We start from the raw sequence: 22264 nt of genomic DNA, 5'->3' as shown, positions 1-22264 counted from the left end.
GGGCTTCACGCGCCGTGGGTCAGGGCGCCTGGAGGTCGACCAGCCCGGCCAGTGCCTCCCGGTGGGCACCCGCGGTGCCGTAGGCGATCGAGTCGGCCTTGGCCCGCTTGAGGTACAGGTGGATCGGGTGCTCCCAGGTCATGCCGATTCCGGCATGCAACTGCAGTGCCTCCTCGGCCGCATGGACGGCGACGGGCGCCGCGTACGCCTGTGCGACGGCCACCGAGACGTCGGTGTCCTCGCCGGAGGCCAGCGCATCCGCGGCGGCGCGGGCGGCGGCCCGGAGGTTGACGACCTCCAGCCACAGCTGGGCGAGCCGGTGCTTGAGCGCCTGGAAGCCTCCGACCGGCCGGTTGAACTGCTTGCGCTCCTTCAGATAGCGGACCGTCTCGGTCAACGCCCACTCGGCGACACCCAGTTGCTCGGAGGCGAGCAGTCCGGCGGCGGCGCGCAGGGCACGTCGCACGGCAGGTTCCGCGTCACCGAGGCGGCGGCCCGCGGCGCCGTCGAGGGTGACGGTGGCGAGGGGCCGGGTGAGGTCGAGGGACGTCTGCGGGGTGACGGTCACGGCGGAGGCCTCGACCGCGTACAGGCCGCCGTCGTCCGCGGGCACGAGCAGCAGGTCGGCGACCGCCGCATCGGCGATGCCCGGCAACTCCCCGTGCAGGGAGCCTCCTTCGATCCGTACGGTCTTGAAGGGGACACCGGGAGCGGTGTGCAGACCCACGGCGAGCGCGCCCACCGCGGTCGCGGACGCCAGCCGTGCGAGGAGGTCGTCGGCCCCGCACTCCAGCAGCGCCTCCGTGGCCACGACCGCGCTCGTCAGGTACGGCACGGGCGCGACCGCTCGGCCCAGTTCCTCGAGGACGACGGCGGCCTCCCGGTGCGTGGCGCCCTGGCCGTCCAGCGCCTCCGGGATCAGCAGGCCCGCGAGGCCCATTCCGTCGGCCAGCGTCTTCCACAGCGAGATGTCGTGCGGTGCGTCCGACTCGGTGCGGGCGATCACCGCGGCCGGGTCACCGCGGTCGGTCAGCAGGTCCCGCACCGCCGACCGCAGCGCCTCTTCCTCCTCGGAGTAGAGAAGTTCCGGCTGTGTGCTCATCGGGCCAGGTCCTTCCAGGCGACGTCCTTGTCGGTGCGCGGCTCGGCGGGCAGGCCCAGCACGCGCTCGGCGACGATGTTCAGCAGGATCTCGCTGGTCCCGCCCTCGATGCTGTTGCCCTTGGAGCGCAGGTAGCGGTATCCGGCGTCGCGGCCGGTGAAGTCGACCAGCTCGGGGCGGCGCATGGTCCACTCGTCGTACAACAGGCCCTCCTCGCCGCGGAGTTCGACCTCCAGGCCGCTGATCTCCTGGTTGAGGCGGGCGAAGGCGAGCTTCATGCCGGCACCCTCGGGGCCGGGCTGCCCGGCGACGAGCTGCTGGCGCAGGCGCTCGGCGGTGAGACGGGAGACCTCGGCCTCGACCCACAGCTTGAGCAGCCGCTGGTGCAGGTCATGGGTGCGCAGTTCGGGGCGCTCGCGCCAGGTCTTTGCGACCGGGCCGATCATGCCGCCCTCGCGGGGCAGCCGCATGCCGCCGATGGCGACGCGCTCGTTGTTGAGGGTGGTCTGCGCGACCCGCCAGCCGTCGCCGATCTCGCCGAGGCGGCGGGAGTCGGGGATGCGGACGCCGGTGAGGAAGACCTCGTTGAACTCGGCCTCGCCGGTGATCTGGCGCAGCGGCCGCACCTCGATGCCGGGGTCGGTCATGTCGCAGAGGAAATAGGTGATGCCCTGGTGCTTGGGCACGCCCGGGTCGGTGCGGGCGATGAGGATGGCCCAGCGGGCGATGTGGGCGCTGGAGGTCCACACCTTCTGCCCGTCGACCACCCACTCGTCGCCTTCACGGACGGCTCGCGTGCCGAGCGCGGCCAGGTCGGATCCGGCGCCGGGTTCGCTGAACAGCTGGCACCAGACCTCCTCCCCGGTCCACAGGGGCCGCAGATAGCGCCGCTTCTGCTCCTCGGTGCCGTAGCGCAGGATGGTCGGGGCGGCCATGCCGAGGCCGATGCCGATGCGCCGCGGGTCGTTGTCCGGGGCGTTCGCGGCCTCCAGCTCGGCGTCCACCACGGCCTGCAGGGCGCGCGAGGCACCGAGGCCGCCGAGGCCCTCCGGGTAGTGCACCCAGGCCAGCCCGGCGTCGAAGCGGGCCTGCAGGAACTCCAGGCGCCCGGTCGTTGCGGGCGGATGTGCGGCCAGCAACTCCCGTATGCGGGCCAGCAGTTCTCCGGCTTCGGTCATGCCGCGGCTCCGTTCTCCATCAGGACGGCGACCCGGCCGGTGGTCACGCCGTCGGCGACCCGTTGCACGGCAGCCGCGGCCTCCTTGAGCGGCACCCGCTCGCTCACCAGCGGCTTGATCGCGCCCCGTGCGGCCAGTTCGGTGAGCTGCTCGTGGCAGTGCAGCACCAGCTTGGGGTTCTTGGTGTTGTACAGGCCCCAGTGGAGGCCGAGGATCGAGTAGTTCTTCACCAGGGCGTGGTTGAGCGCGGGGCTCGGGACGGTGCCGCTGGCGAAGCCGACGACGACGATCCGTCCCTCGAAGGCGACCACCTTGGCGGACTGGGCGTAGGCCGCGCCGCCGACGGGGTCGTAGACGACGTCGACGCCCCGGCCGCCGGTGGCCTCCTTCACGGCTGCGATCACGTCCTCGCTGTGGCGGTCCACGACCACGTCACAGCCCAGCTCGCGGGCGACGGCCGCCTTGTCGGCGCCGCCCACGACACCGATCACCGTGGCCCCGGCCGCCTTGCCGAGCTGTACGGCCGCGCTGCCGACCCCGCCGGCGGCGGCGTGCACGAGGAGGGTCTCCCCCGCTTCGAGGCGGGCCCGGCGGTGCAGGCCGAACCAGCCCGTCTGGTAGCCGATGTGCAGGGCGGCGGCCTCCGCGTCGTCCAGCGACTCGGGCGCGGGCAGCAGGGCGCGGGCGTCCGCGACGGCGTACTCGGCGAGACCGCCGTACGGCAGCGCGGGGTTGGCGATCACCCGACGGCCGTCCTCGGTCTCGCCGCAGATCTCCACGCCGGGGGTGAAGGGCAGCGGCGGCCGCACCTGGTACTGGCCCCGGCACAGCAGCGCGTCCGGGAAGTTGATGTTGGCGGCGCGCACGCGCAGCAGCACCTGGCCGTCGGCGGGTGTGGGCCGCTGCACCTCCGCCAGGCGCATCACCTCGCTCGGCTCGCCGTTCTCGTGCACTTGCCATGCCTGCATGCGGGGCCTCCACGGGACTGCTTCGTCTGACCGGGTCCGACGGCATACTAAGCGGTCGCTTGCCATTCGGGGAACAGGGGAACGCGTCACGTGCGAGTCGGTCGCGCCCGTACGTGCATCCGTTCCCCCTGCGGGCCGAACAGACTGAGGAACTCCACCGGCCCCTCGCCGGTCGACCCGAACCAGTGCGGCACCCGCGTGTCGAACTCGGCCGCCTCCCCCGCCGACAGCACCACGTCGTGCTCGCCGAGCACCAGCCGGAGCCTGCCCGAGAGCACGTACAGCCACTCGTACCCCTCGTGGGTGCGCGGCTCCGGCTCCTGCCTGCGCTGCGGTTCGCGGACCTTGAAGGCCTGGAGGCCGCCGGGCTGGCGGGTCATCGGCCAGAAGGTGCGGCCGTGCCGCTCGAGGGGCTTCGCCCGCACCCGGGGGTCACCGACCGGCGGGGCGCCGACCAGCTCGTCCAGCGGCACCCGGTGGGCCTGGGCGATGGGCAGCAGCAGCTCCAGGCTGGGCTTGCGCAGACCGGACTCCAGCCGGGACAGGGTGCTGACGGAGATGCCGGTCGCCTCGGACAGGGCCGCAAGGGTCACCTCCCGCTCCTTTCGGATCCGCCGCAGCCTTGGGCCCACTCCCGCCAGAACGTCCTCGGTGCTCTCGGTACCCATACCAGAATTGCAGAATCGGCAAAGATATTTGTCAATGCGGCAGCGCCTCGGCGACCGTCGGCCGCGGAGGTGGTCACCATGACCGAGAGGCTCGACGAGAGCTGCGACCGATACGACGCGGTCGTCGTCGGAGGCGGCGCGGCCGGCCTGTCCGCCGCGCTGGTGCTGGGCCGGGCCCGGCGCCGCACGCTGGTGGTCGACGCGGGCGAGCCGCGCAACGCGCCGTCCGCGCACCTGCAGGGCTACCTGACCCGGGACGGCATGTCGCCCGCCGAGTTCCTGGCGACCGGGCGCGAGGAGATCGCCCGGTACGGGGTTGGGCTGGTCCGGGACCGGGCCGTGGACGCGGCCAGGGGCGAGGGCGTGGCCAGGGGCGAGGGCGTGGCCGGGGGCGAGGGCGTGGCCAGGGGCGAGGGCGTGGCCGGGGGCGAGGGCGTGGCCGGGGCGGCGATCAACGGGGAGCTGCTCTTCGCCGATCTCGACGCGTCCGTCCGGGTGTAGACCCCGCACCCGCGGTGCACCATGACTGCATGCTGCTGACCCGGCTCGCCCAGGTGTCCCGGGAGGTCGCCGCGACGGCCGCCCGGTCCCGCAAGACGGCCCTGCTCGCGGAGCTGTTCCGGGAGGCGGAGGCGGACGACGTGCCGATCGTCATCCCCTACCTGGCCGGACGGCTCCCCCAGGGGCGGCTCGGCGTCGGCTGGAAGGTGCTGAGCCGGCCGGTCCCGCCGGCCGCCGAGCCCTCCCTGACCGTGCGGGAGGTCGACGCCCGGCTCGGCGAGCTGGGCAAGGTGGCCGGGCCCGGCTCCCAGGCGGAACGGACCCGGATCGTCGGCGAGCTGATGGGCGCGGCCACCGAGGAGGAGCAGCACTTCCTGCTCGGCCTGCTCACCGGTGAGGTCCGCCAGGGCGCGCTGGACGCGGTCGCCGTGGAGGGTCTGGCCCGGGCGAGGGGCGCGGACCCGGCGGACGTACGGCGGGCGGTGATGCTCGCCGGGTCGCTGCAGACGGTGGCCCAGGCCCTGCTCGCCGAGGGGCCCGGGGCGCTGGAGCGGTTCCGGCTGACCGTCGGCCGTCCGGTGCTGCCGATGCTGGCGCAGAGCGCCTCCTCGGTCGCCGAGGCGGTGGAGAGGCTGGGCCCGTGCGCGGTGGAGGAGAAGCTGGACGGCATCCGGGTCCAGGTCCACCGGGACGGCGGCGCGGTACGGATCCACACCCGCACGCTGGACGACATCACCGACCGGCTGCCCGAAGTGACCGCCGCCGCCCTGGGGTTGGCGGGCGAGCGCTTCATCCTGGACGGCGAGGTGATCTCCTTCGGCGGCGACGGCCGCCCCCGCTCCTTCCAGGAGACGGCGGGCCGGGTCGGCTCCCGGACGGACGTGGCGAACGCCGCCGAGGAGGTCCCGGTCTCCTCCGTCTTCTTCGACGCCCTGTCGGTCGACGGCCGGGACCTGCTCGACCTGCCCTTCGCCGAGCGGCACGCGGAGCTGGCCCGGCTGGTGCCGGAGCCGATGCGGGTGCGCCGAACCGTGGTGTCCGGCCCGCGGGACGTCACCGAGGCGGAACGGTTCCTCGCGAACACCCTGGCCCGCGGCCACGAGGGCGTGGTCGTCAAGGCGCTGGACGCCCCCTACGGCGCGGGACGACGCGGTGCCTCCTGGCTGAAGGTCAAACCCGTGCACACCCTGGACCTCGTGGTGCTGGCGGCGGAGTGGGGCCACGGCCGCCGCACCGGCCGGCTCTCCAACCTCCACCTCGGCGCCCGCACGGACGACGGCGCCTACGCGATGCTCGGCAAGACCTTCAAGGGCATGACCGACGCGATGCTCGCCTGGCAGACCGGGCGGCTGCGGGAACTCGCCGTCGAGGACGACGGCCGGGTGGTCACCGTACGCCCCGAACTCGTCGTGGAGATCGCCTACGACGGTCTGCAGCGCTCCTCCCGCTACCCGGCCGGCGTCACCCTGCGCTTCGCCCGCGTGGTCCGCTACCGCGAGGACAAGCGGCCCGAGGAGGCCGATACGGTGGAGTCCCTGCTGGCGGCCCACCCGGAGGTCACGCCGTGACGGTACGGACGACGAAGCGCAGCGCGGGACTGCTGCTGTTCCGGCACACCGGCGACGGACCGGAGGTGCTGCTCGGCCACATGGGCGGACCGTTCTTCGCGAAGAAGGACGCGGGGGCGTGGACCGTGCCCAAGGGCGAGTACGAGCCCGACGAGCCCGCCTGGGACGCGGCCCGCCGTGAGTTCCGGGAGGAACTGGGGCTCGCGCCGCCCGACGGGGAGGCCCTGGCCCTGGGCGAGGTCGCGCAGACGAACGGCAAGATCGTCACGGTCTGGGCGATCGAGGCCGACCTGGACCCGGAGTCGATCGAGCCCGGCACCTTCACCATGGAGTGGCCGCCGCGGTCCGGCCGGACGCAGGAGTTCCCGGAGCTGGACCGGGTGGCGTGGTTCGATCTCGACCGGGCCCGCGCGGTGATCGTCAAGGCCCAGGCGGCCTTTCTCGACCGGCTGGCGCAGCACACGGGCTGACCGCGGACCGTGGGGCACGCCAGGACAGCGCAGTACGCGTTGCGGTCGGCAGCGCCGCGCGCGAAGGTCGAAGCAAGCCCGCTCCCAGGGAGGTCAGCCATGCCCATCGCGACGGTGAACCCGGCGAACGGCGAGACGCTCAAGGCGTACGAGCCCATGGGCGAGGAAGAGCTGGAACGCCGGCTCCAGCTCGCCGAGGCCACGTTCCGCACCTACCGGACGACCACGTTCGCCGAGCGCTCGCGGCTGCTGAACAAGGCCGCGGACCTGCTGGACGACGACCAGCAGGAGATCGGCCGGGTCATGACCACCGAGATGGGCAAGCCGGTCAAGCAGGCCCGCGCCGAGGCCGCGAAGTGCGCCAGGGCGATGCGCTGGTACGCCGAGCACGCCGAGGCACTGCTGGCCGACGAGGAGCCTGCCGAGGCGGACGTGCGGGACTCCGGCGCCTCCCGCGTCCGGGTCCGCTACCGGCCACTGGGGCCCGTCCTCGCGGTGATGCCCTGGAACTTCCCCCTCTGGCAGGTGATCCGCTTCGCCGCGCCCGCGCTGATGGCGGGCAACGTGGGCCTGCTCAAGCACGCCTCGAACGTCCCCCAGACCGCCCTGTATCTGGAGGACCTGTTCCACCGGGCGGGCTTCAAGGAGGGCTGCTTCCAGACCCTGCTGATCGGCTCGGGAGCGGTCGACGGCATCCTGCGCGACGAGCGGGTGAAGGCGGCGACGCTCACCGGCAGCGAGCCGGCCGGACGGGCGGTCGCCGCCACCACCGGCGAGATGATCAAGAAGACGGTGCTGGAGCTGGGCGGCAGCGACCCGTACGTCGTCATGCCCTCGGCCGACCTCGACCGGGCGGCGCGGGTCGCCGTGACCGCGCGGGTGCAGAACAACGGGCAGTCCTGCATCGCCGCCAAGCGGTTCATCGTGCACACCGAGGTGTACGACGCCTTCGCCGAGAAGTTCGTCGCGGGCATGCGGGCGCTGAAGGTCGGCGACCCGCTGGAGGAGGACACCGACGTCGGGCCGCTCTCCAGCGAACAGGGCCGCAGCGACCTGGAGGAACTGGTCGACGACGCGAAGCGCAGCGGGGCCGGGGTGCTGTGCGGCGGCGAGCGCCCGGAGGGACCGGGCTGGTACTACCCGCCGACGGTCCTGGCGGGCATCACGCGCGAGATGCGCATCCACCGCGAGGAGACGTTCGGGCCGGTCGCCACTCTGTACCGGGCCGGAGATCTGGACGAGGCGGTCCTGATCGCCAACGACTCGCCGTTCGGGCTGAGTTCGAACGTGTGGACCCGGGACGACAAGGAGGTGGAGCGGTTCGCACGGGACCTGGAGGCGGGTGCCGTGTACGTCAACGGCATGACCGCCTCCCATCCGGCGTTCCCGTTCGGTGGTGTGAAGAGGTCCGGATACGGCCGTGAGCTGTCCGAGCACGGAATCCGGGAGTTCTGCAACATCACCACGGTTTGGCAGGGTGCGTGAGCACTGCGCGGCTACCATCCCGTTTGTGAACCGCGAAGTGACTCTGCCTCTGATCGTCGACGACAGCGGTACCTTGCAGGTGGCTGCGGCCGACGTGAGTAAGTTGTTGCGGACCGTGGGCGGGCGCTGGCTGCATCTTGTCGAGGACGGGGAGCAGGGGCTCGACGAGAACACGGTCGCCGCGTTGACCATCGAGCTTGCGAAACTGGCGGATCGCATCGATGTGGCGTGCATCGCGCACAGCAGCGGAGCGCCGTAGGACCTTCGGCCGTGTTCCGGGTGCGGGGTGGCTGGTCGCGCCCACGCGGCCGAGCCGCATGGGGAACACAGCCCCGCCCCCCTAGGGGATCGCCTTCAGCGAGTTCCAGAACGTGGCCTCGTACGCCTGCAGAAGGCGGCCGTACCGATGGGCTGCGACCACGTCCAGCCGGTCCTCCTTCAGCGCCTCGTCCACCGCCGCCGTCGCCCGGGCGTCCAGGTCGGGAGCCGGTTGCGCGAAGAAGTCGAAGAAGGCGCAGGCCTCGTCGGGGAAGGTGTAGTGGGTGCGCAGGGCCTCGGCGATGCGGGCGCAATAGCCGCCCCACGCCGAGAAGTTGGCGGTGAGGGCCAGGATCACGTCCGGCGGGGAGGCGTTGAGGGCGAGCCAGGACACATAGGCGGGGTAGGCCTGGCAGCCGGGCTGCGGGTCGTAGGCGCGGGCCCGCTCGGCGGTGACACCGCACGCCTCGGCGAACGCGGTCAGCCGCTCCCCCGCCAGCGTCTCGCCCTCGGCGAGCGAGGCGAAGAAGCCGGCCGCGGCGGGGATGCCGGCCGCGCGTTCCGCCAGATGCACGAAGGACCGTCGGTCCGCGGCGATCACCCACTGCTGTTCCAGGGCCAGGGCTGCGAGGGTCCCGCGGCTCGCCCCGCCGCGGGCGATCGCCGGAACGAGCGGGTTGGCCTGGGGGTCCGGCGCGAGTCGGGCGGTCGTCGAGGCCAGTAGTTCAGCGGCCGAGAGCGTCATCGGTTCCTCCGTCGCGGGGTGCGGGCTCCAGATCCGATCCCTACCCGTTGTCCCCGATTCGGAGTAATCCGACGAGAGATCATCGCCCCCTCGGGTGAACCTGGGTGGACCACCTTCTGACCGGCGGGCAGAGGCCTGCCGGACGGCGAAAGCAGGGACGGCTCATGGCGACTTTGTGCAGACCCTCGGTGTCCGTACCAGAACACGTGATCACGATGGAGGAGACGCTGGAGCTTGCACGCGAGCACCACGCGGACCACCCCCAGCTCCCGCTGGCCCTCCGGCTGATCGAGAACACGGGCGTCCGCACCCGGCACATCGTGCAGCCCATCGAGGAGACCCTGAAGCACCCCGGGTTCGAGGAACGCAACAAGCTCTACGAGGCCGAGGCCAAGGCCCGCGTCCCCGCGGTGATCCAGCGGGCGCTCGACGACGCCGAGCTCCTGACCTCCGACATCGATGTCATCATCTACGTGTCGTGCACGGGCTTCATGATGCCCTCGCTGACCGCGTGGCTGATCAACGAGATGGACTTCCCGTCCAACACCCGCCAGCTCCCCATAGCCCAGCTGGGCTGTGCGGCCGGCGGCGCCGCCATCAACCGGGCCCACGACTTCTGTTCGGCCTACCCCGAGGGCAACGCCCTGATCGTGGCCTGCGAGTTCTGCTCGCTGTGCTACCAGCCCACCGACCTCGGCGTCGGCTCGCTGCTGTCCAACGGCCTGTTCGGCGACGGCATCGCCGCGGCCGTGGTGCGCGGCCGGGGCGGCGAGGGCGTCCAGCTGGAGCGCAACGGCTCGTACCTGATCCCCAAGACGGAGGACTGGATCGCGTACGACGTCCGGGCGACCGGCTTCCACTTCCTGCTGGACAAGCGGGTGCCGACCACCATGGAGCCGCTCGCCCCGGCGCTCCAGGACCTCGCGGGCAATCACGGCTGGGACGCCTCCGACCTGGACTTCTACATCATCCACGCGGGCGGTCCCCGAATACTCGACGACCTCAGCAAGTTCCTGAAGGTCGAACCGCACGCGTTCCGGTTCAGCCGGGCCACGCTCACCGAGTACGGCAACATCGCAAGCGCCGTCGTTCTGGACGCACTGCGCCGGCTGTTCGACGAGGGCGGTGCCGAGCACCGGGCGCGCGGGCTGCTGGCCGGGTTCGGCCCCGGCATCACCGCCGAGATGACCGTGGGCCGCTGGGTCCAGAGCGACGAGATGAGACGATGAGCGAAGAGACCCTCACCGCGAGCGAAGAGCCCCTCTCCGAGACCCTCACCGTGAGCGAAGAGCCCCTCTCCCGGAACCTCGCCGAGAGCGCCGAGCCGCTCTGGGATCCCCTCCCCCAGCCCCTGCCACCGGTCCGGCACTGGCCGGCGATGGACCTGAGCGGGACGGATTTCGACCCGGTGCTGACCGAGCTGATGCACGAGGGCCCGGTCACCCGCATCCAGCTGGCCAACGGCGAGGGCTGGGCGTGGCTGGTCACCCGCTACGACGACGTGCGGATGGTGGCCAACGACCCCCGCTTCAGCCGCGAGGCGGTCATGGGCAGGCAGGTGACCCGGCTCGCCCCGCACTTCATCCCGGACCGGGGCGCGGTCGGGTTCCTGGACCCGCCCGACCACACCCGGCTGCGCCGTTCGGTGGCCGCCGCGTTCACCACGAAGGGCGTCGAACGGGTCCGCGGGAAGTCGCGCGTGATGCTGGACGAGCTGGTCGACGAACTCCTCCAGGACGGCCCGCCGGCCGACCTCACGGCGACGGTCCTCAGCCCGTTCCCGATAGCGGTGATCTGCGAGCTGATGGGTGTCCCGGCGGCCGACCGGCACGGCATGCACACCTGGACCCAGCTGATCCTGTCCTCCTCGCACGGCAAGGAGGCCAGCGAGAAGGCCAAGCGTGAGATGAGCGCGTACTTCTCCGGCCTCATCGGACTGCGCGAGGGCAGCACGGCCGAGGACGTCACCTCACTGCTCGGTGCCGCGGTGGGCCGGGGCGAGGTCACGCTGGAGGAGGCCGTCGGCCTCGCCGTGCTGCTCCAGATCGGCGGCGAGGCGGTCACCAACAACAGCGGGCAGATGTTCTACCTGCTGCTGACCCGCCCGGACCTGGTCGAACGGCTGCGCCGCGAACCGGAGATCCGCCCGGGGGCCATCGACGAGCTGCTGCGCTACATCCCGCACCGCAACGCCGTGGGCCTGTCCCGGATCGCGACCCAGGACGTGGAGATCCGAGGCACCCTCATCCGCGCGGGCGACCCGGTCTACGTCTCCTACGTGGCGGCCAACCGCGACCCGGACGTCTTCCCGGATCCGGAGACCCTCGACGTCTCCCGCAGCCCCAACCCGCACGTGGCGTTCGGCTTCGGCCCGCACTACTGCCCCGGCGGGATGCTGGCCCGGCTGGAGTCGGAGCTTCTGGTGGACGCCCTGCTGGACCGGGTGCCGGGCCTGCGCCTTGCCGTACCGCCGAACCAGGTGCCCTTCAAGAAGGGCGCGCTGATCCGGGGCCCCGAGGCCCTGCCGGTGACCTGGTGAGTAGCCCATGACGGCGACCGAGGGACTGCTCGTACCGCCGGGACACGGCCGGGTCGTCGCGACACCGGCCCAGCGGGTCACGTTCAAGGTCACCGGAACCCACTCGCGGACGTCCTCCACCTTCGAGGTGGAGGTCCCGCCGGGCTTCGACGTCGGCGCCCATGTGCACACCCGCAGCGAGGAGTTGTTCTACGTCCTCGACGGCGAGCTGGACGTCCTCGCCTTCGAGCCGCGCGTGCGCACTCCCGACAACTGGCGCAGGTGGGAGTCGAGTTCCGGCAGCCGGGTGGTGCGCGCGACCCCGGGCACGGTCATCGTCGTCCCCCCGGGCTGCCCCCACGCCTTCGCGAACCCGACGGACACCCCGGCGAGGATGTTCTTCCAGGCGTCTCCCCCGCCGGACCACGAGCGCTACTTCGAGGAACTGCTGGAGATCCTGGGCAACGGGGGTCCGCCGGACCAGGAGGCGATCCAGGAGCTGCGGGCCAGGTACGACATCCAGCAGCTCACCCCTCTGAGACACGGGTGACCGTCCTCACCCGGGGGCGTGGGGAACTGCGCGACAAGCCACGGCGAACCGGCGGACCGCAGCGCACCCGCGCCCCTGACGGCGCTACCGGATCGGCATCCCGGCCAAGGTCCGCGCGATGACGAGCCGCTGAATCTCGCTGGTGCCCTCGAAGATCGTGTAGATCGCGCTGTCCCGGTGCATCCGCTCCACCGGGTACTCCCGCGTGTACCCGTTCCCGCCCAGGATCTGAATCGCCTGCGCGGTCACCTTCTTGGCGGTCTCGCTGGCGAACAGCTTGGACATCGACCCCTCGGCCGCGGTGAACGGCTTGCCGTTGACGGCCATCCACGACGCGCGCCAGACGAGCAGCCGGGCCGCGTCGATCTGGGTGCGCATGTCGGCGAGCTGGAAGGCGACCCCCTGGTTGTCGATGATCGGCCGCCCGAACTGCTCCCGGGTCCTGGCGTAGTCGAGAGCAACTTCGTATGCGGCCCGGGCGGTACCGACCGCCATGGCTCCGACGGCGGGCCGGCTCGCCTCGAACGTGGCCATCGCCGCGTTCTTCACCCTCCCCCAGCCTTCGGCCGGGGGGACCCCCACCCCGCCGGAGGCCTTCGCCTTCTCCCGGGCCCGGGCGAGCCGCTCGTCCAGCTTCTCCTTGCCGCCGAGCAGGCAGGAGCCGGGGACGCGGACGTCCTCGAGGACGACCTCCGCGGTGTGCGAGGCGCGGATGCCGTGCTTCTTGAACTTCTGGCCCTGGGCGAGGCCCGGCGTGCCCGGCGGGACGATGAAGGAGGCGTGGCCCTTGGAGCCCAGCTCCGGGTCGACGCTGGCGACGACGACGTGGACGTTGGCGATGCCGCCGTTGGTCGCCCAGGTCTTCGTGCCGTTGATCACCCACTCGTCCTTGGCCTCGTCGTACACCGCACGCGTGCGCAGGGAGGCCACGTCGGATCCGGCGTCGGGCTCGGAGGAGCAGAACGCGGCGACCTTGACGTCGTTCTGGTCGCCGTACATCTGCGGGATCCAGGTGCCGATCTGCTCCTCGGTCCCGTTGGCGAGAACACCCACGGCGGCCAGGCCGGTGCCCACGATGGACAGGGCGATGCCGGCGTCCCCCCAGAACAGCTCCTCCATGGCCATCGGGATACCGAGGCCGGTGGGGTCGAAGTACTGCTGCGCATAGAAGTCGAGCGAGTAGATGCCGACCTTGGCGGCCTCCTGGATGACCGGCCAGGGGGTCTCCTCGCGCTCGTCCCACTCGGCCGCCGCGGGGCGGATCACGTCGGCGGCGAAGCCATGGAGCCAGTCCCGGACTTCCTTCTGTTCGTCGTTCAGCTCCATGGTGAACTCTGCCATGTCCCCTCCAGCAGCGACGGTATGATGTTACTAGCGGTAACCCGAGTGTGTTACTCACCGGTAGGAAAAGTCAACTCCCGATGACGCCTCAGCAGCCCGTTCGATGTCAGAGGCACAGGCAGTGTTAGTTTGCGCAGGCGTCACCGAATCAGCACGGGTGGGGAGAGCACATGGACACCACACAGCGGACCGATCAGCAGCGGTCCGCCGACCGCCGACGGCGCGAGCTGCTGGAGGCCGCCGACCGGGTGGTGCTCCGGGACGGCCCGCAGGCCTCGATGAACGCCATCGCCGCCGAGGCCGGTATCACCAAGCCCATTCTGTACCGCCACTTCGGCGACAAGGGCGGGCTTTACGCCGCACTTGCCAAGCGGCACACGGACGCACTCCTCGATTCGCTGCGGGCGGCACTGGACGCTCCGGCCGAGCGGCGGGAGCGGGTGGAGTCCACCCTGGACACCTATCTTGCCGCGATCGAGGCACGCCCTCAGGTGTATCGGTTCCTCATGCATCCGGCGGAGGGCAGCACCGGCGGCGACCAGGGGTTCGACGTCGGCAAGCACTCGGTTCCACTGCTCCGGCGGATGGGCGAGGAACTGGCCCAGGTGATCGAGGAGCGGGTGGACCTCGGGCCCGGGAGCCAGCAGCTCGCCCGGGTCTGGGGGCACGGGATCGTCGGCATGATGCATGCGGCGGGCGACTGGTGGCTGGGCGAGCGGCCCTGCTCCCGCGCGGAGTTGGTCCGCTCCCTCGCGGATCTTCTGTGGGGACGTCTCGCGGCGGCCGGGGACAAGCTCGGGGGTCCGGGGTTCTGACACCCCGCCCCCCCTTCACCCACGGTTCACCGGCGCCATGAAGCCCGCTCGACCTGCCGCATGAGCCTGCGGTGACGCCAGCCCCTGAGGCGGTCGGCGTACACCGTGCCCTCCACGTGGTCGCACTCGTGCTGCAGGCACCTGGCGAAGAATCCCGTGCCGTGCACGGTGACCGGCTCCCCGGTCACCGTGAACCCCTCGACGACCGCGTGGTCGTAGCGTTCCGTCCCCGCCTCCAGCCCCGGCAGGGACAGACAGCCCTCCGGACCCCGGATCACCACGCCGTCCGTCTCCACCAGTCGCGGATTCACCACATGTCCGAGATGTCGCACATCGTCGTCGTCCGGGCAGTCGTACACGAACACCCGCAGCGGCACCCCGATCTGGTTCGCGGCCAGGCCCACCCCCTGGGCCGCGTACATGGTCGCGAACAAGTCCTCCACGAGTGCCGCGAGTTCGGGACCGAAGTCCGTGACGTCCCGGCAGGGGTCGTGCAGAACGGGGTCGTGGAGCAGGGAAAGAGGGCGGACGCGCCCGCGGGCGCCCGGGATCGAGCCGTGTCGCATGGCGGCAAGGGTACGGTTCGTTCAGCTCATGCCCGCCGCTCCGCCATGGGCCGGGATTCGGGTGTGCGAACGGATCTCGATAGGCTGAGGCCCACACCACGTTGCCGGATGGCCCAGGGCGCGGCGCGTACGCAAGGAGGATCGAGAACTGATGGCAGGCAACTCGGACCCGCTCACGCCGCGGGCCAAGCTGGCCGTGACCGCGGGCAAGGCGGTCGCTGCGGCATCTCGTGCCGCGGGGCGCGGCAGCGGGTCGGTGATCGGTGGCCGGGTCGCGCTGAAACTCGACCCCGACCTGCTCGCCAGGCTCGCGCAGAACCTGGACGTCGTCCTGGTGTCGGCGACCAACGGCAAGACCACGACCACCCGGCTGATCGCCGAGGCGCTGCGCGCCGCGGGTCCGGTCGTGTCGAACGCGCTCGGCGCCAACATGCCGGCCGGCATCACCTCCGCCCTCGCAGGCGGTTCGGAGTCGAAGTACGGCGTCATCGAGGTCGACGAGAAGTACCTGGCCGGTGTGGCACGGGACACCAGCCCGAAGTGCATCGCCCTGCTCAACCTCTCCCGTGACCAGCTGGACCGCGCCGCCGAGACCCGCATGCTCGCGGAGAACTGGCGCGAGGGCCTGGCCGGGTCCAAGGCCGTGATCGTCGCCAACTGCGACGACCCGCTGATCGTGTGGGCGGCCTCCTCCTCCCCGAATGTGATCTGGGTCGCGGCCGGGCAGATGTGGAAGGACGACGCCTGGTCCTGCCCGTCGTGCGGTGGCGTGATGCAGCGCCCCGGCGACGAGTGGTTCTGCGGTGAGTGCGGCTTCCGCCGGCCGACGCCGACCTGGGCACTGTCCGGGGACCATGTGCTGGACCCGCACGGGTCGGCCTGGCCGATCCACCTGCAGCTGCCGGGCCGCGCCAACAAGGCGAACGCGGCCAGCTCCGCGGCCGTCGCCGCCGTCTTCGGGGTGCCGCCGCAGGTCGCCCTGGAGCGGATGTACCAGGTCCAGGCGGTCGCCGGACGCTACGACGTCGTCCAGTTCGAGGGCCGTGACCTGCGACTGCTGCTGGCGAAGAACCCGGCCGGCTGGCTGGAGACGTTCTCCCTGATCGACCCGCCGCCCGCCCCGGTGATCCTGTCCGTGAACGCGCGCGGGGCCGACGGCACCGACACCTCCTGGCTGTGGGACGTCGACTACACGCGGCTGACCGGTCACCCGATCTTCGTCGTCGGCGACCGGAAGCTGGACCTCGCCGTCCGCCTGGAGGTCGCGAACCAGCACTTCCAGGTCTGCGACAACCTCGACCAGGCCGTGCAGCTGTGCCCGCCCGGACGCATCGAGGTCATCGCGAACTACACCGCGTTCCAGGACCTGCGCCGCCGCGTCGGCAACTGATCTTCGAAGGGCGATCACCTCATGAGTGACAACCAACTGCGGCTGGTGTGGATCTACCCGGACCTGCTGAGCACCTACGGCGACCAGGGCAACGCGCTGGTCGTGGAGCGCCGGGCGCGGCAGCGCGGCCTGGACGTGGCCCGGCTGGACGTGCGCAGCGACCAGCCGATCCCGACCTCCGGCGACATCTACCTGATCGGCGGCGGCGAGGACCGTCCGCAGCGCCTCGCGGCCGAGCGGCTGCGGCGCGACGGGCATCTGCAGCGGGCGGTGCAGAACGGCGCCATCGTCTTCTCCGTGTGCGCCGGCTACCAGATCCTCGGCCACGAGTTCATCAACGACCTCGGCCAGCGCGAGCCGGGCCTCGGTCTGCTCGACGTGGTGTCGGTGCGCGGCGAGGGCGAGCGGTGCGTCGGCGACGTCCTCGCGGACATCGACCCGCAGCTCGGCCTGCCCCAGTTGACCGGCTTCGAGAACCACCAGGGCGTCACCCACCTCGGCCCCACGGCCCGCCCCTTCGCCCAGGTCCGCCTGGGCCGGGGCAACGGCACCGGGGACGGCACGGAGGGCGCCTACAACGGGACGGTCTTCGGTACGTACATGCACGGACCGGTCCTCGCCCGCAACCCGCAGATCGCCGATCTGCTGCTGAAGCTGGCGCTCGACGTCAACGCGCTGCCGCCGCTCGACGACCGCTGGTACGAGGCGCTCCGCAACGAGCGCATCACGGCTGCGCAGCAGCCTGCGTGACCACAGCCGCACAGCAGCCTGCGTAACGACAGCTGTGCAGCAGCCTGGGCGACCACTGCTGCACAGCGTCGTGCGTAAGCGTCGTCTCAGCGGCGTCTCAGCGTGTTCCGGCAGGCTCGTGGCGGGCCCGCCTGACGGCCTGTCCGCTCACATGTGCGGGCGCGTCCAGCAGGCGGACGCCCGCTACGGAGCCACCCCCTCCCGCCGGTAGGGTGACCGGGAATCCGCCGGACGACGTGGTCCGGTTTCCGGGCCCACGTTGAGAAGGTATTTCGGGCTATGCGCATTGGTGTCCTCACGTCAGGCGGCGACTGCCCCGGCCTGAACGCCGTCATCCGGTCCGTCGTGCACCGTGCCGTCGCCGACCACGGCGACGAGGTCATCGGTTTCCGGGACGGCTGGAAGGGCCTCCTGGAGTGCGACTATCTGAAGCTCGACCTGGATGCGGTGGGCGGCATCCTGGCCCGCGGCGGCACCATCCTCGGCTCCTCCCGGGTCCAGCCCTCGCACCTGCGGGACGGCGTGGAGCGGGCCAGGGGCCACGTCGAGGAACTGGGTCTGGACGCGATCATCCCGATCGGCGGCGAGGGCACGCTGAAGGCGGCCCGGCTGATGTCGGACAACGGCCTGCCCATCGTCGGCGTCCCGAAGACCATCGACAACGACATCGCCGTCACGGACGTCACCTTCGGCTTCGACACGGCCGTGGGTGTCGCCACCGAGGCCCTCGACCGGCTCAAGACCACCGCCGAGTCCCATCAGCGCGTGCTGGTCGTGGAGGTCATGGGCCGGCACACCGGCTGGATCGCGCTGCACTCCGGCATGGCGGCCGGCGCCCACGCCATCGTCGTACCGGAGCGGCCCTTCGACATCGAGGAGCTGACGAGGAAGGTCGGCGAGCGGTTCGAGGCGGGCAAGCGGTTCGCGATCGTGGTCGCCGCCGAGGGGGCGAAGCCCCGGCCCGGCTCCATGGAGTTCGACGAGGGCGGCAAGGACATCTACGGCCACGAGCGCTTCGCGGGGATCGCGCGGCAGCTGTCGGTCGAGCTGGAGCAGCGGCTCGGCAAGGAGGCGCGGCCGGTGATCCTCGGGCATGTGCAGCGGGGCGGGACGCCGACCGCCTATGACCGGGTACTGGCCACTCGGTTCGGGTGGCATGCGGTGGAGGCCGTGCATCGCGGTGAGTTCGGGCAGATGACGGCCCTGCGCGGGACCGACATCGTGATGGTGTCGCTGGCCGAGGCGGTGGAGACGCTGAAGACGGTTCCCGCGGAGCGGTACGACGAGGCGGAGTGCGTGCTGTAGGGGACTCGCCGTAGGGGGTTCCGATTCGTCGCCGGGTGCGGGTCGTTCGTGCGTGCTCGCGCGGTTGCCCGCGCCCCTTCGGGGCGCGTTACGGCCGACCCCGGTCGCAGGGGTGACCGGACCCGGCCGTAACCTGAGTGCGGACAGAAACCGCACAACCCCCACGAATCAGGAGCCGCCGGATGGATCACAGCGGGCACGGCATGATGATGGATCTGCCGCCGTTCACGCTGGGGCGGGGGCTCCAGTGGTCGGCGGACCCCTTCTTCCTCGTCGCCTGCGTGGCCGGGCTCGCTCTGTACGGGTGGGGGGTCGTGCGGCTGCGCCGGCGCGGGGACTCCTGGCCCCTCTCCCGCACGGTGTCGTACGTCGTCGGCGTGCTGACCGTCGCGCTGGTCATGTGCACCAGGCTGAACGACTACGGCATGGTCATGTTCAGCGTGCACATGGTGCAGCACATGGTGATCAGCATGCTCTCGCCGATCCTGATCCTGCTGGGCGCCCCGGTGACGCTCGCGCTGCGCGCGCTGCCGGTGGCCGGCAAGGGCCGCAAGGGGCCGCGTGAGCTGCTCCTTGCGCTGCTGCACAGCCGGTACATGCGGATCATCACCCACCCGGTGTTCACGATCCCGCTGTTCGTCGCGAGCCTGTACGCGCTGTACTTCACGCCGCTGTTCGACTTCCTGATGGGGTCGAGGGCCGGGCACATCGCGATGATGGTGCACTTCCTCGCCGTGGGCGTCGTGTTCTTCTGGCCGATCATCGGCGTGGACCCGGGCCCGCACCGGCCGGGGTATCTGATGCGGATGCTGGAGCTGTTCGCGGGCATGCCCTTCCACGCGTTCTTCGGTATCGCGCTGATGATGGCGTCGGAGCCGATGATCGACACGTTCAGGCACCCGCCCGCCTCGCTCGGCATCGACGCGCTCTCCGACCAGAACGCGGCCGGCGGGATCGCCTGGGCGTTCAGCGAGATCCCGTCCGTGCTGGTGCTGATCGCGCTGCTGTTCCAGTGGTACGGCTCCGAGCAGCGGCAGGCCAAGCGCAAGGACCGGGCCGCCGACCGGGACGGCGACAAGGAGCTGCAGGCGTACAACGCCTACCTGGCCTCGCTGAACGCACGCAAGGGCTGAGTTCCCGGCATCCCGCGGTATCCCCTCCCGGGGGAAATCGGGGCACCATGGTCGAGGACGGACCATGAGGAGGGTGTCGCGATGCCCGGTTCCACGAACGGTTCCACCAAGGCGATGGGGGCGATGACCGTCGGGGGGCTCGTCGTCGTGACGGCCTACACGGTCGCGCTGGGCAGCAACGGCTGGCTGTGGTTCGGCTGGGTGGTGCTGGGGCTGCTGACACTCGCCATGGTGGCCACCCAGTCCTAGGTTCTCCTTCCGCGGGCCTGGCTGATTACAGTGCCCGCATGAACAGCAGGACCACGTCCTTCGACGACCTCGACCGGAAGATCATCACCGCGCTGATGGCGAACGCCCGGACCAGCTTCGCCGAGATCGGCGGGGCGATCGGGCTGTCGTCCACCGCGGTGAAACGGCGCGTGGACCGGCTGCGGGAGACCGGTGTGATCACCGGATTCACGGCGACCGTGAAGCCCTCCGCACTGGGCTGGCGCACGGAGGCGTACGTCGAGGTGTACTGCGAGGGTGCGGCCCCGCCGCGGCGCCTGGCGGAGGTCGTGCGCAACCACCCGGAGATCACGGCGGCCATGACGGTGACCGGCGGCGCGGACGCGCTGCTGCACGTGCGGGCGCGCGACGTGCAGCACTTCGAGGAGGTGCTGGAGCGGATCCGCGACGAACCGTTCATCCGGAAGACGATCAGTGTGATGGTGCTGTCCCACCTCCTCCCGGAAAGCCCGGAGGCGGGCGCCACCCACGCGGCACCCGAATGATCGCGAGGCAAACCTGTACGCGCGCAGATCTCGTGCGTTCTTCCCGGTGAGAACGCAGCGATGCTGCGCATGCGCGCAGCTTTCCGTTCTTGTCGTCCCTCTCCCTCCCTTCCTACCGTTGTGTGACCCCCCAGTGACACACAGGAAAGCGGAGGAAACCCTCTGTGGCCGAAAGCCGTGTGCCGCGTCCCCGGCGCTTCCTTGTCTGCGAACCCAGACACTTCGCCGTGCAGTATGCGATCAATCCCTGGATGCACCCCGACACGCCCGTGGACGTGGATCTGGCCCAGGAGCAGTGGCAGGCGCTGATCCGCGCCTACCGTGCCCACGGCCACGACGTCGAGACGGTCGATCCGGTCCCGGGCCTGCCGGACATGGTCTTCGCCGCGAACGCTGCGTTCGTGGTCGGCGGCCGGGTCTTCGGCTCGCTCTTCCACGCCACGGAGCGGCGCGCCGAGTCGCTCCACTACGACACCTGGTTCAAGGCGGCGGGCTACGACGTGTACCGCCCCGAGGCGGTGACCGAGGGCGAGGGCGATCTGGTGTGGACCGGCCGCTACGTGCTGGCCGGCACCGGATTCCGCACCACCCGTGAGGCCCACCGCGAGGCGCAGGAGTTCCTCGGGCACCCCGTGATCGGCCTGAGCCTGGTGGACCCGTACTTCTACCACCTGGACACGGCGCTGTTCGTCCTGGACGACGACAACATCGTCTACTACCCGGAGGCCTTCTCGCCGGGCAGCCGGGAGGTGCTCCAGCGCCTGTACCCGGACGCGGTGCTCGCCACCCGCGACGACGCGATGGCGTTCGGCCTGAACTCCGTGTCCGACGGCCGTCACGTCTTCATCGCCCCGAAGGCCGAGGCGCTGGCCGAGCGCCTGGACGGACACGGTTACGTCCCCGTCCCCGTCGACCTGTCGGAGTTCCACAAGGCCGGCGGTGGCATCAAGTGCTGCACCCAGGAGATCCGCTGATGACCGCACCCGCGCACGCCCGTACGTCCGACGACCTGATCCGGGCGGAGGAGCCGGTCCTCGCGCACAACTACCACCCTCTGCCCGTGGTCGTCGCCCGGGCCGAGGGCACCTGGGTGGAGGACGTCGAGGGCCGCCGGTATCTCGACATGCTGGCCGGCTACTCGGCGCTCAACTTCGGCCACCGGCACCCGGCGCTGATCGAGGCCGCTCACCGCCAGCTCGACCGGCTCACCCTGACCTCCCGGGCCTTCCACAACGACCGGCTCGCCGAGTTCGCCGAGCGGCTCGCGGCACTGACCGGTCTTGGCATGGTGCTGCCGATGAACACCGGCGCGGAGGCGGTGGAGAGCGGCATCAAGGTGGCCCGCAAGTGGGCGTACGACGTGAAGGGCGTCCCTGCCGACCGGGCGACGATCGTGGTCGCGGCGGAGAACTTCCACGGCCGCACGACGACGATCGTCAGCTTCTCCACGGACGAGACGGCCCGGGCGGGCTTCGGCCCCTTCACGCCCGGCTTCCGGATCGTGCCGTACAACGACCTGGCCGCGCTGGAGGAGGCGGTCGACGAGACGACCGCGGCGGTGCTGATCGAGCCCATCCAGGGCGAGGCCGGGGTGATCATCCCGGACGAGGGCTACCTGGCCGGCGTCCGTGAGCTGACCCGCCGCAAGGGCTGCCTGTTCATCGCGGACGAGATCCAGTCGGGCCTCGGCCGCACCGGCACCACCCTGGCCGTCGAGCACGAGGACGTCGTCCCGGACGTGCTGCTGCTCGGCAAGGCGCTCGGCGGTGGCATCGTGCCGGTGTCCGCGGTGGTGGCCCGCCGCGAGGTGCTGGGCGTGCTGCACCCGGGTGAGCACGGCTCCACGTTCGGCGGCAATCCGCTGGCCGCGGCGGTGGGCACGGCGGTGGTCGAGCTGCTGGAGACCGGTGAGTTCCAGCGGCGGGCCGCCGAGCTGGGTCTGCTGCTGCGCGACGGGCTGGCCGGGCTGGTCGGCAGGGGCGTGACCGGCTTCCGCGCGCGCGGGCTGTGGGCGGGTGTCGACGTCGACCCGGCCATCGGCACGGGCCGGGAGATCAGCGAGCGCCTGATGCGGGAGGGGATCCTGGTCAAGGACACCCACGGTTCCACGATCCGGCTGGCGCCCCCGCTGACCATCACGTCCGAGGAACTGCACTCGGCGCTGGGCTCGCTGGAGAAGG

23 protein-coding genes and 1 pseudogene are annotated in these 22264 nt (G+C 71.3%); 17 read left to right on the top strand and 7 right to left on the bottom strand.

The genetic code is table 11. The annotated features are described in order from the left end of the window. Positions 1-19: 19 nt before the first annotated feature. From AB0H32_RS21615 to AB0H32_RS21600, 4 genes are all read right to left on the bottom strand, one after another. On the bottom strand, positions 20-1102 hold the full coding sequence (locus AB0H32_RS21615) for an acyl-CoA dehydrogenase family protein (protein ID WP_361122907.1): 1083 nt from the start codon (positions 1100-1102) through the stop codon (positions 20-22). Then, the gene (locus AB0H32_RS21610; protein ID WP_361122904.1) at positions 1099-2280 is read right to left on the bottom strand and encodes an acyl-CoA dehydrogenase family protein; all 1182 of its coding nucleotides are present in this window, start codon (positions 2278-2280) and stop codon (positions 1099-1101) included. The genes AB0H32_RS21615 and AB0H32_RS21610 overlap by 4 nt, the downstream gene beginning before the upstream one ends. Continuing rightward, the gene (locus tag AB0H32_RS21605) at positions 2277-3248 is read right to left on the bottom strand and encodes an NADPH:quinone oxidoreductase family protein (protein WP_361122901.1); all 972 of its coding nucleotides are present in this window, start codon (positions 3246-3248) and stop codon (positions 2277-2279) included. The genes AB0H32_RS21610 and AB0H32_RS21605 overlap by 4 nt, the downstream gene beginning before the upstream one ends. An 86-nt stretch (positions 3249-3334) precedes the next feature. Next, the gene (locus tag AB0H32_RS21600; protein WP_361122898.1) at positions 3335-3916 is read right to left on the bottom strand and encodes an XRE family transcriptional regulator; all 582 of its coding nucleotides are present in this window, start codon (positions 3914-3916) and stop codon (positions 3335-3337) included. Positions 3917-3994: 78 nt separating this feature from the next. Between AB0H32_RS21600 and AB0H32_RS21595 the strand changes: the two are divergent. From AB0H32_RS21595 to AB0H32_RS21575, 5 genes and pseudogenes are all read left to right on the top strand, one after another. Then, positions 3995-4264, top strand: a pseudogene (locus tag AB0H32_RS21595) (FAD-dependent oxidoreductase); the annotation flags it as partial. Positions 4265-4446: 182 nt separating this feature from the next. Beyond that, positions 4447-5985 carry an ATP-dependent DNA ligase gene (locus tag AB0H32_RS21590; protein WP_361122894.1) on the top strand — a complete coding sequence of 513 codons (1539 nt, stop codon included), beginning with the start codon at positions 4447-4449 and terminating at the stop codon, positions 5983-5985. Next, positions 5982-6455, top strand: a complete 474-nt coding sequence (locus AB0H32_RS21585; RefSeq protein WP_361122891.1) for an NUDIX domain-containing protein — start codon at positions 5982-5984, stop codon at positions 6453-6455. The genes AB0H32_RS21590 and AB0H32_RS21585 overlap by 4 nt, the downstream gene beginning before the upstream one ends. Positions 6456-6554: 99 nt before the next feature. Beyond that, entirely contained in the window at positions 6555-7940 is a 1386-nt protein-coding gene (locus tag AB0H32_RS21580; protein ID WP_361122888.1) for an NADP-dependent succinic semialdehyde dehydrogenase, read from the top strand. A gap of 25 nt (positions 7941-7965) precedes the next feature. Further along, positions 7966-8199, top strand: a complete 234-nt coding sequence (locus AB0H32_RS21575; RefSeq protein WP_361122885.1) for a DUF6213 family protein — start codon at positions 7966-7968, stop codon at positions 8197-8199. A gap of 81 nt (positions 8200-8280) precedes the next feature. On the opposite strand, the gene AB0H32_RS21570 is transcribed toward AB0H32_RS21575, so the two are convergent. Next, complete coding sequence (locus tag AB0H32_RS21570) at positions 8281-8943, bottom strand: transcriptional regulator (RefSeq protein WP_361122883.1); 663 nt, start codon at positions 8941-8943, stop codon at positions 8281-8283. A gap of 164 nt (positions 8944-9107) precedes the next feature. Between AB0H32_RS21570 and AB0H32_RS21565 the strand changes: the two genes are divergently transcribed. The 3 genes from AB0H32_RS21565 to AB0H32_RS21555 all read left to right on the top strand — a co-directional run bounded on the left by AB0H32_RS21565 (position 9108) and on the right by AB0H32_RS21555 (position 12011). Next, on the top strand, positions 9108-10172 hold the full coding sequence (locus tag AB0H32_RS21565) for a type III polyketide synthase (RefSeq protein ID WP_361122880.1): 1065 nt from the start codon (positions 9108-9110) through the stop codon (positions 10170-10172). Between the two features lie 149 nt (positions 10173-10321). After that, positions 10322-11482 (top strand): cytochrome P450, encoded by a 1161-nt coding sequence (locus tag AB0H32_RS21560; RefSeq protein WP_361122975.1) that lies wholly within the window; start codon positions 10322-10324, stop codon positions 11480-11482. A gap of 7 nt (positions 11483-11489) precedes the next feature. Continuing rightward, positions 11490-12011, top strand: a complete 522-nt coding sequence (locus AB0H32_RS21555; RefSeq protein ID WP_361122877.1) for a cupin domain-containing protein — start codon at positions 11490-11492, stop codon at positions 12009-12011. A gap of 84 nt (positions 12012-12095) precedes the next feature. On the opposite strand, the gene AB0H32_RS21550 is transcribed toward AB0H32_RS21555, so the two are convergent. Further along, a complete protein-coding gene (locus tag AB0H32_RS21550) occupies positions 12096-13352 on the bottom strand; it encodes an acyl-CoA dehydrogenase family protein (RefSeq protein ID WP_361122874.1) in 1257 nt (418 codons plus the stop codon). 170 nt (positions 13353-13522) lie between these two features. Here AB0H32_RS21550 and AB0H32_RS21545 point away from each other — a divergent pair, with 170 nt between their 5' ends. After that, on the top strand, positions 13523-14167 hold the full coding sequence (locus tag AB0H32_RS21545; RefSeq protein WP_361122871.1) for a TetR family transcriptional regulator: 645 nt from the start codon (positions 13523-13525) through the stop codon (positions 14165-14167). 26 nt (positions 14168-14193) lie between these two features. Here AB0H32_RS21545 and def read toward each other — a convergent pair whose 3' ends face one another. Continuing rightward, entirely contained in the window at positions 14194-14733 is a 540-nt protein-coding gene (def, locus tag AB0H32_RS21540) for a peptide deformylase (RefSeq protein WP_361122868.1), read from the bottom strand. Between the two features lie 151 nt (positions 14734-14884). Here def and AB0H32_RS21535 point away from each other — a divergent pair, with 151 nt between their 5' ends. The 8 genes from AB0H32_RS21535 to rocD all read left to right on the top strand — a co-directional run. After that, a complete protein-coding gene (locus AB0H32_RS21535) occupies positions 14885-16123 on the top strand; it encodes a MurT ligase domain-containing protein (RefSeq protein WP_361122865.1) in 1239 nt (412 codons plus the stop codon). A 21-nt stretch (positions 16124-16144) separates the two neighbouring features. Beyond that, positions 16145-16873: a glutamine amidotransferase gene (locus tag AB0H32_RS21530; protein ID WP_361122862.1), complete on the top strand. Its 729-nt coding sequence runs from the start codon at positions 16145-16147 to the stop codon at positions 16871-16873. 279 nt (positions 16874-17152) lie between these two features. Then, positions 17153-18178: a 6-phosphofructokinase gene (locus tag AB0H32_RS21525; protein WP_361122860.1), complete on the top strand. Its 1026-nt coding sequence runs from the start codon at positions 17153-17155 to the stop codon at positions 18176-18178. Between the two features lie 182 nt (positions 18179-18360). Further along, complete coding sequence (locus AB0H32_RS21520) at positions 18361-19311, top strand: cytochrome c oxidase assembly protein (protein WP_361122857.1); 951 nt, start codon at positions 18361-18363, stop codon at positions 19309-19311. 81 nt (positions 19312-19392) lie between these two features. Further along, positions 19393-19560 carry a hypothetical protein gene (locus AB0H32_RS21515; protein ID WP_361122855.1) on the top strand — a complete coding sequence of 56 codons (168 nt, stop codon included), beginning with the start codon at positions 19393-19395 and terminating at the stop codon, positions 19558-19560. Positions 19561-19598: 38 nt separating this feature from the next. Next, positions 19599-20084: an Lrp/AsnC family transcriptional regulator gene (locus tag AB0H32_RS21510; protein ID WP_361122852.1), complete on the top strand. Its 486-nt coding sequence runs from the start codon at positions 19599-19601 to the stop codon at positions 20082-20084. A 164-nt stretch (positions 20085-20248) separates the two neighbouring features. Beyond that, on the top strand, positions 20249-21058 hold the full coding sequence (gene ddaH, locus AB0H32_RS21505; protein WP_361122849.1) for a dimethylargininase: 810 nt from the start codon (positions 20249-20251) through the stop codon (positions 21056-21058). Then, on the top strand, positions 21058-22264 hold a 1207-nt coding region (gene rocD, locus AB0H32_RS21500; RefSeq protein ID WP_361122847.1), incomplete at its 3' end, for an ornithine--oxo-acid transaminase. The genes ddaH and rocD, both read left to right, overlap by 1 nt.

The organism is Streptomyces sp. NPDC020362 (genome assembly GCF_040642095.1).
In the GTDB taxonomy this organism is placed as follows: Bacteria; Actinomycetota; Actinomycetes; order Streptomycetales; family Streptomycetaceae; genus Streptomyces.
Note: the sequence above shows the minus strand (reverse complement) of the source record. Positions and strands in the feature narration are given on the sequence as shown.

Bases quoted from the DNA above. Each gene is read 5' to 3' on its own strand.
- AB0H32_RS21615 (WP_361122907.1), bottom strand. From the start codon at position 1,102: ATGAGCACACAGCCGGAACTTCTCTACTCCGAGGAGGAAGAGGCGCTG.
- AB0H32_RS21610 (WP_361122904.1), bottom strand. From the start codon at position 2,280: ATGACCGAAGCCGGAGAACTGCTGGCCCGCATACGGGAGTTGCTGGCC.
- AB0H32_RS21605 (WP_361122901.1), bottom strand. From the start codon at position 3,248: ATGCAGGCATGGCAAGTGCACGAGAACGGCGAGCCGAGCGAGGTGATG.
- AB0H32_RS21600 (WP_361122898.1), bottom strand. From the start codon at position 3,916: ATGGGTACCGAGAGCACCGAGGACGTTCTGGCGGGAGTGGGCCCAAGG.
- AB0H32_RS21590 (WP_361122894.1), top strand. From the start codon at position 4,447: ATGCTGCTGACCCGGCTCGCCCAGGTGTCCCGGGAGGTCGCCGCGACG.
- AB0H32_RS21580 (WP_361122888.1), top strand. From the start codon at position 6,555: ATGCCCATCGCGACGGTGAACCCGGCGAACGGCGAGACGCTCAAGGCG.
- AB0H32_RS21570 (WP_361122883.1), bottom strand. From the start codon at position 8,943: ATGACGCTCTCGGCCGCTGAACTACTGGCCTCGACGACCGCCCGACTC.
- AB0H32_RS21565 (WP_361122880.1), top strand. From the start codon at position 9,108: ATGGCGACTTTGTGCAGACCCTCGGTGTCCGTACCAGAACACGTGATC.
- AB0H32_RS21560 (WP_361122975.1), top strand. From the start codon at position 10,322: ATGGACCTGAGCGGGACGGATTTCGACCCGGTGCTGACCGAGCTGATG.
- AB0H32_RS21555 (WP_361122877.1), top strand. From the start codon at position 11,490: ATGACGGCGACCGAGGGACTGCTCGTACCGCCGGGACACGGCCGGGTC.
- AB0H32_RS21550 (WP_361122874.1), bottom strand. From the start codon at position 13,352: ATGGCAGAGTTCACCATGGAGCTGAACGACGAACAGAAGGAAGTCCGG.
- AB0H32_RS21545 (WP_361122871.1), top strand. From the start codon at position 13,523: ATGGACACCACACAGCGGACCGATCAGCAGCGGTCCGCCGACCGCCGA.
- def (WP_361122868.1), bottom strand. From the start codon at position 14,733: ATGCGACACGGCTCGATCCCGGGCGCCCGCGGGCGCGTCCGCCCTCTT.
- AB0H32_RS21535 (WP_361122865.1), top strand. From the start codon at position 14,885: ATGGCAGGCAACTCGGACCCGCTCACGCCGCGGGCCAAGCTGGCCGTG.
- AB0H32_RS21530 (WP_361122862.1), top strand. From the start codon at position 16,145: ATGAGTGACAACCAACTGCGGCTGGTGTGGATCTACCCGGACCTGCTG.
- AB0H32_RS21525 (WP_361122860.1), top strand. From the start codon at position 17,153: ATGCGCATTGGTGTCCTCACGTCAGGCGGCGACTGCCCCGGCCTGAAC.
- AB0H32_RS21520 (WP_361122857.1), top strand. From the start codon at position 18,361: ATGGATCACAGCGGGCACGGCATGATGATGGATCTGCCGCCGTTCACG.
- AB0H32_RS21515 (WP_361122855.1), top strand. From the start codon at position 19,393: ATGCCCGGTTCCACGAACGGTTCCACCAAGGCGATGGGGGCGATGACC.
- AB0H32_RS21510 (WP_361122852.1), top strand. From the start codon at position 19,599: ATGAACAGCAGGACCACGTCCTTCGACGACCTCGACCGGAAGATCATC.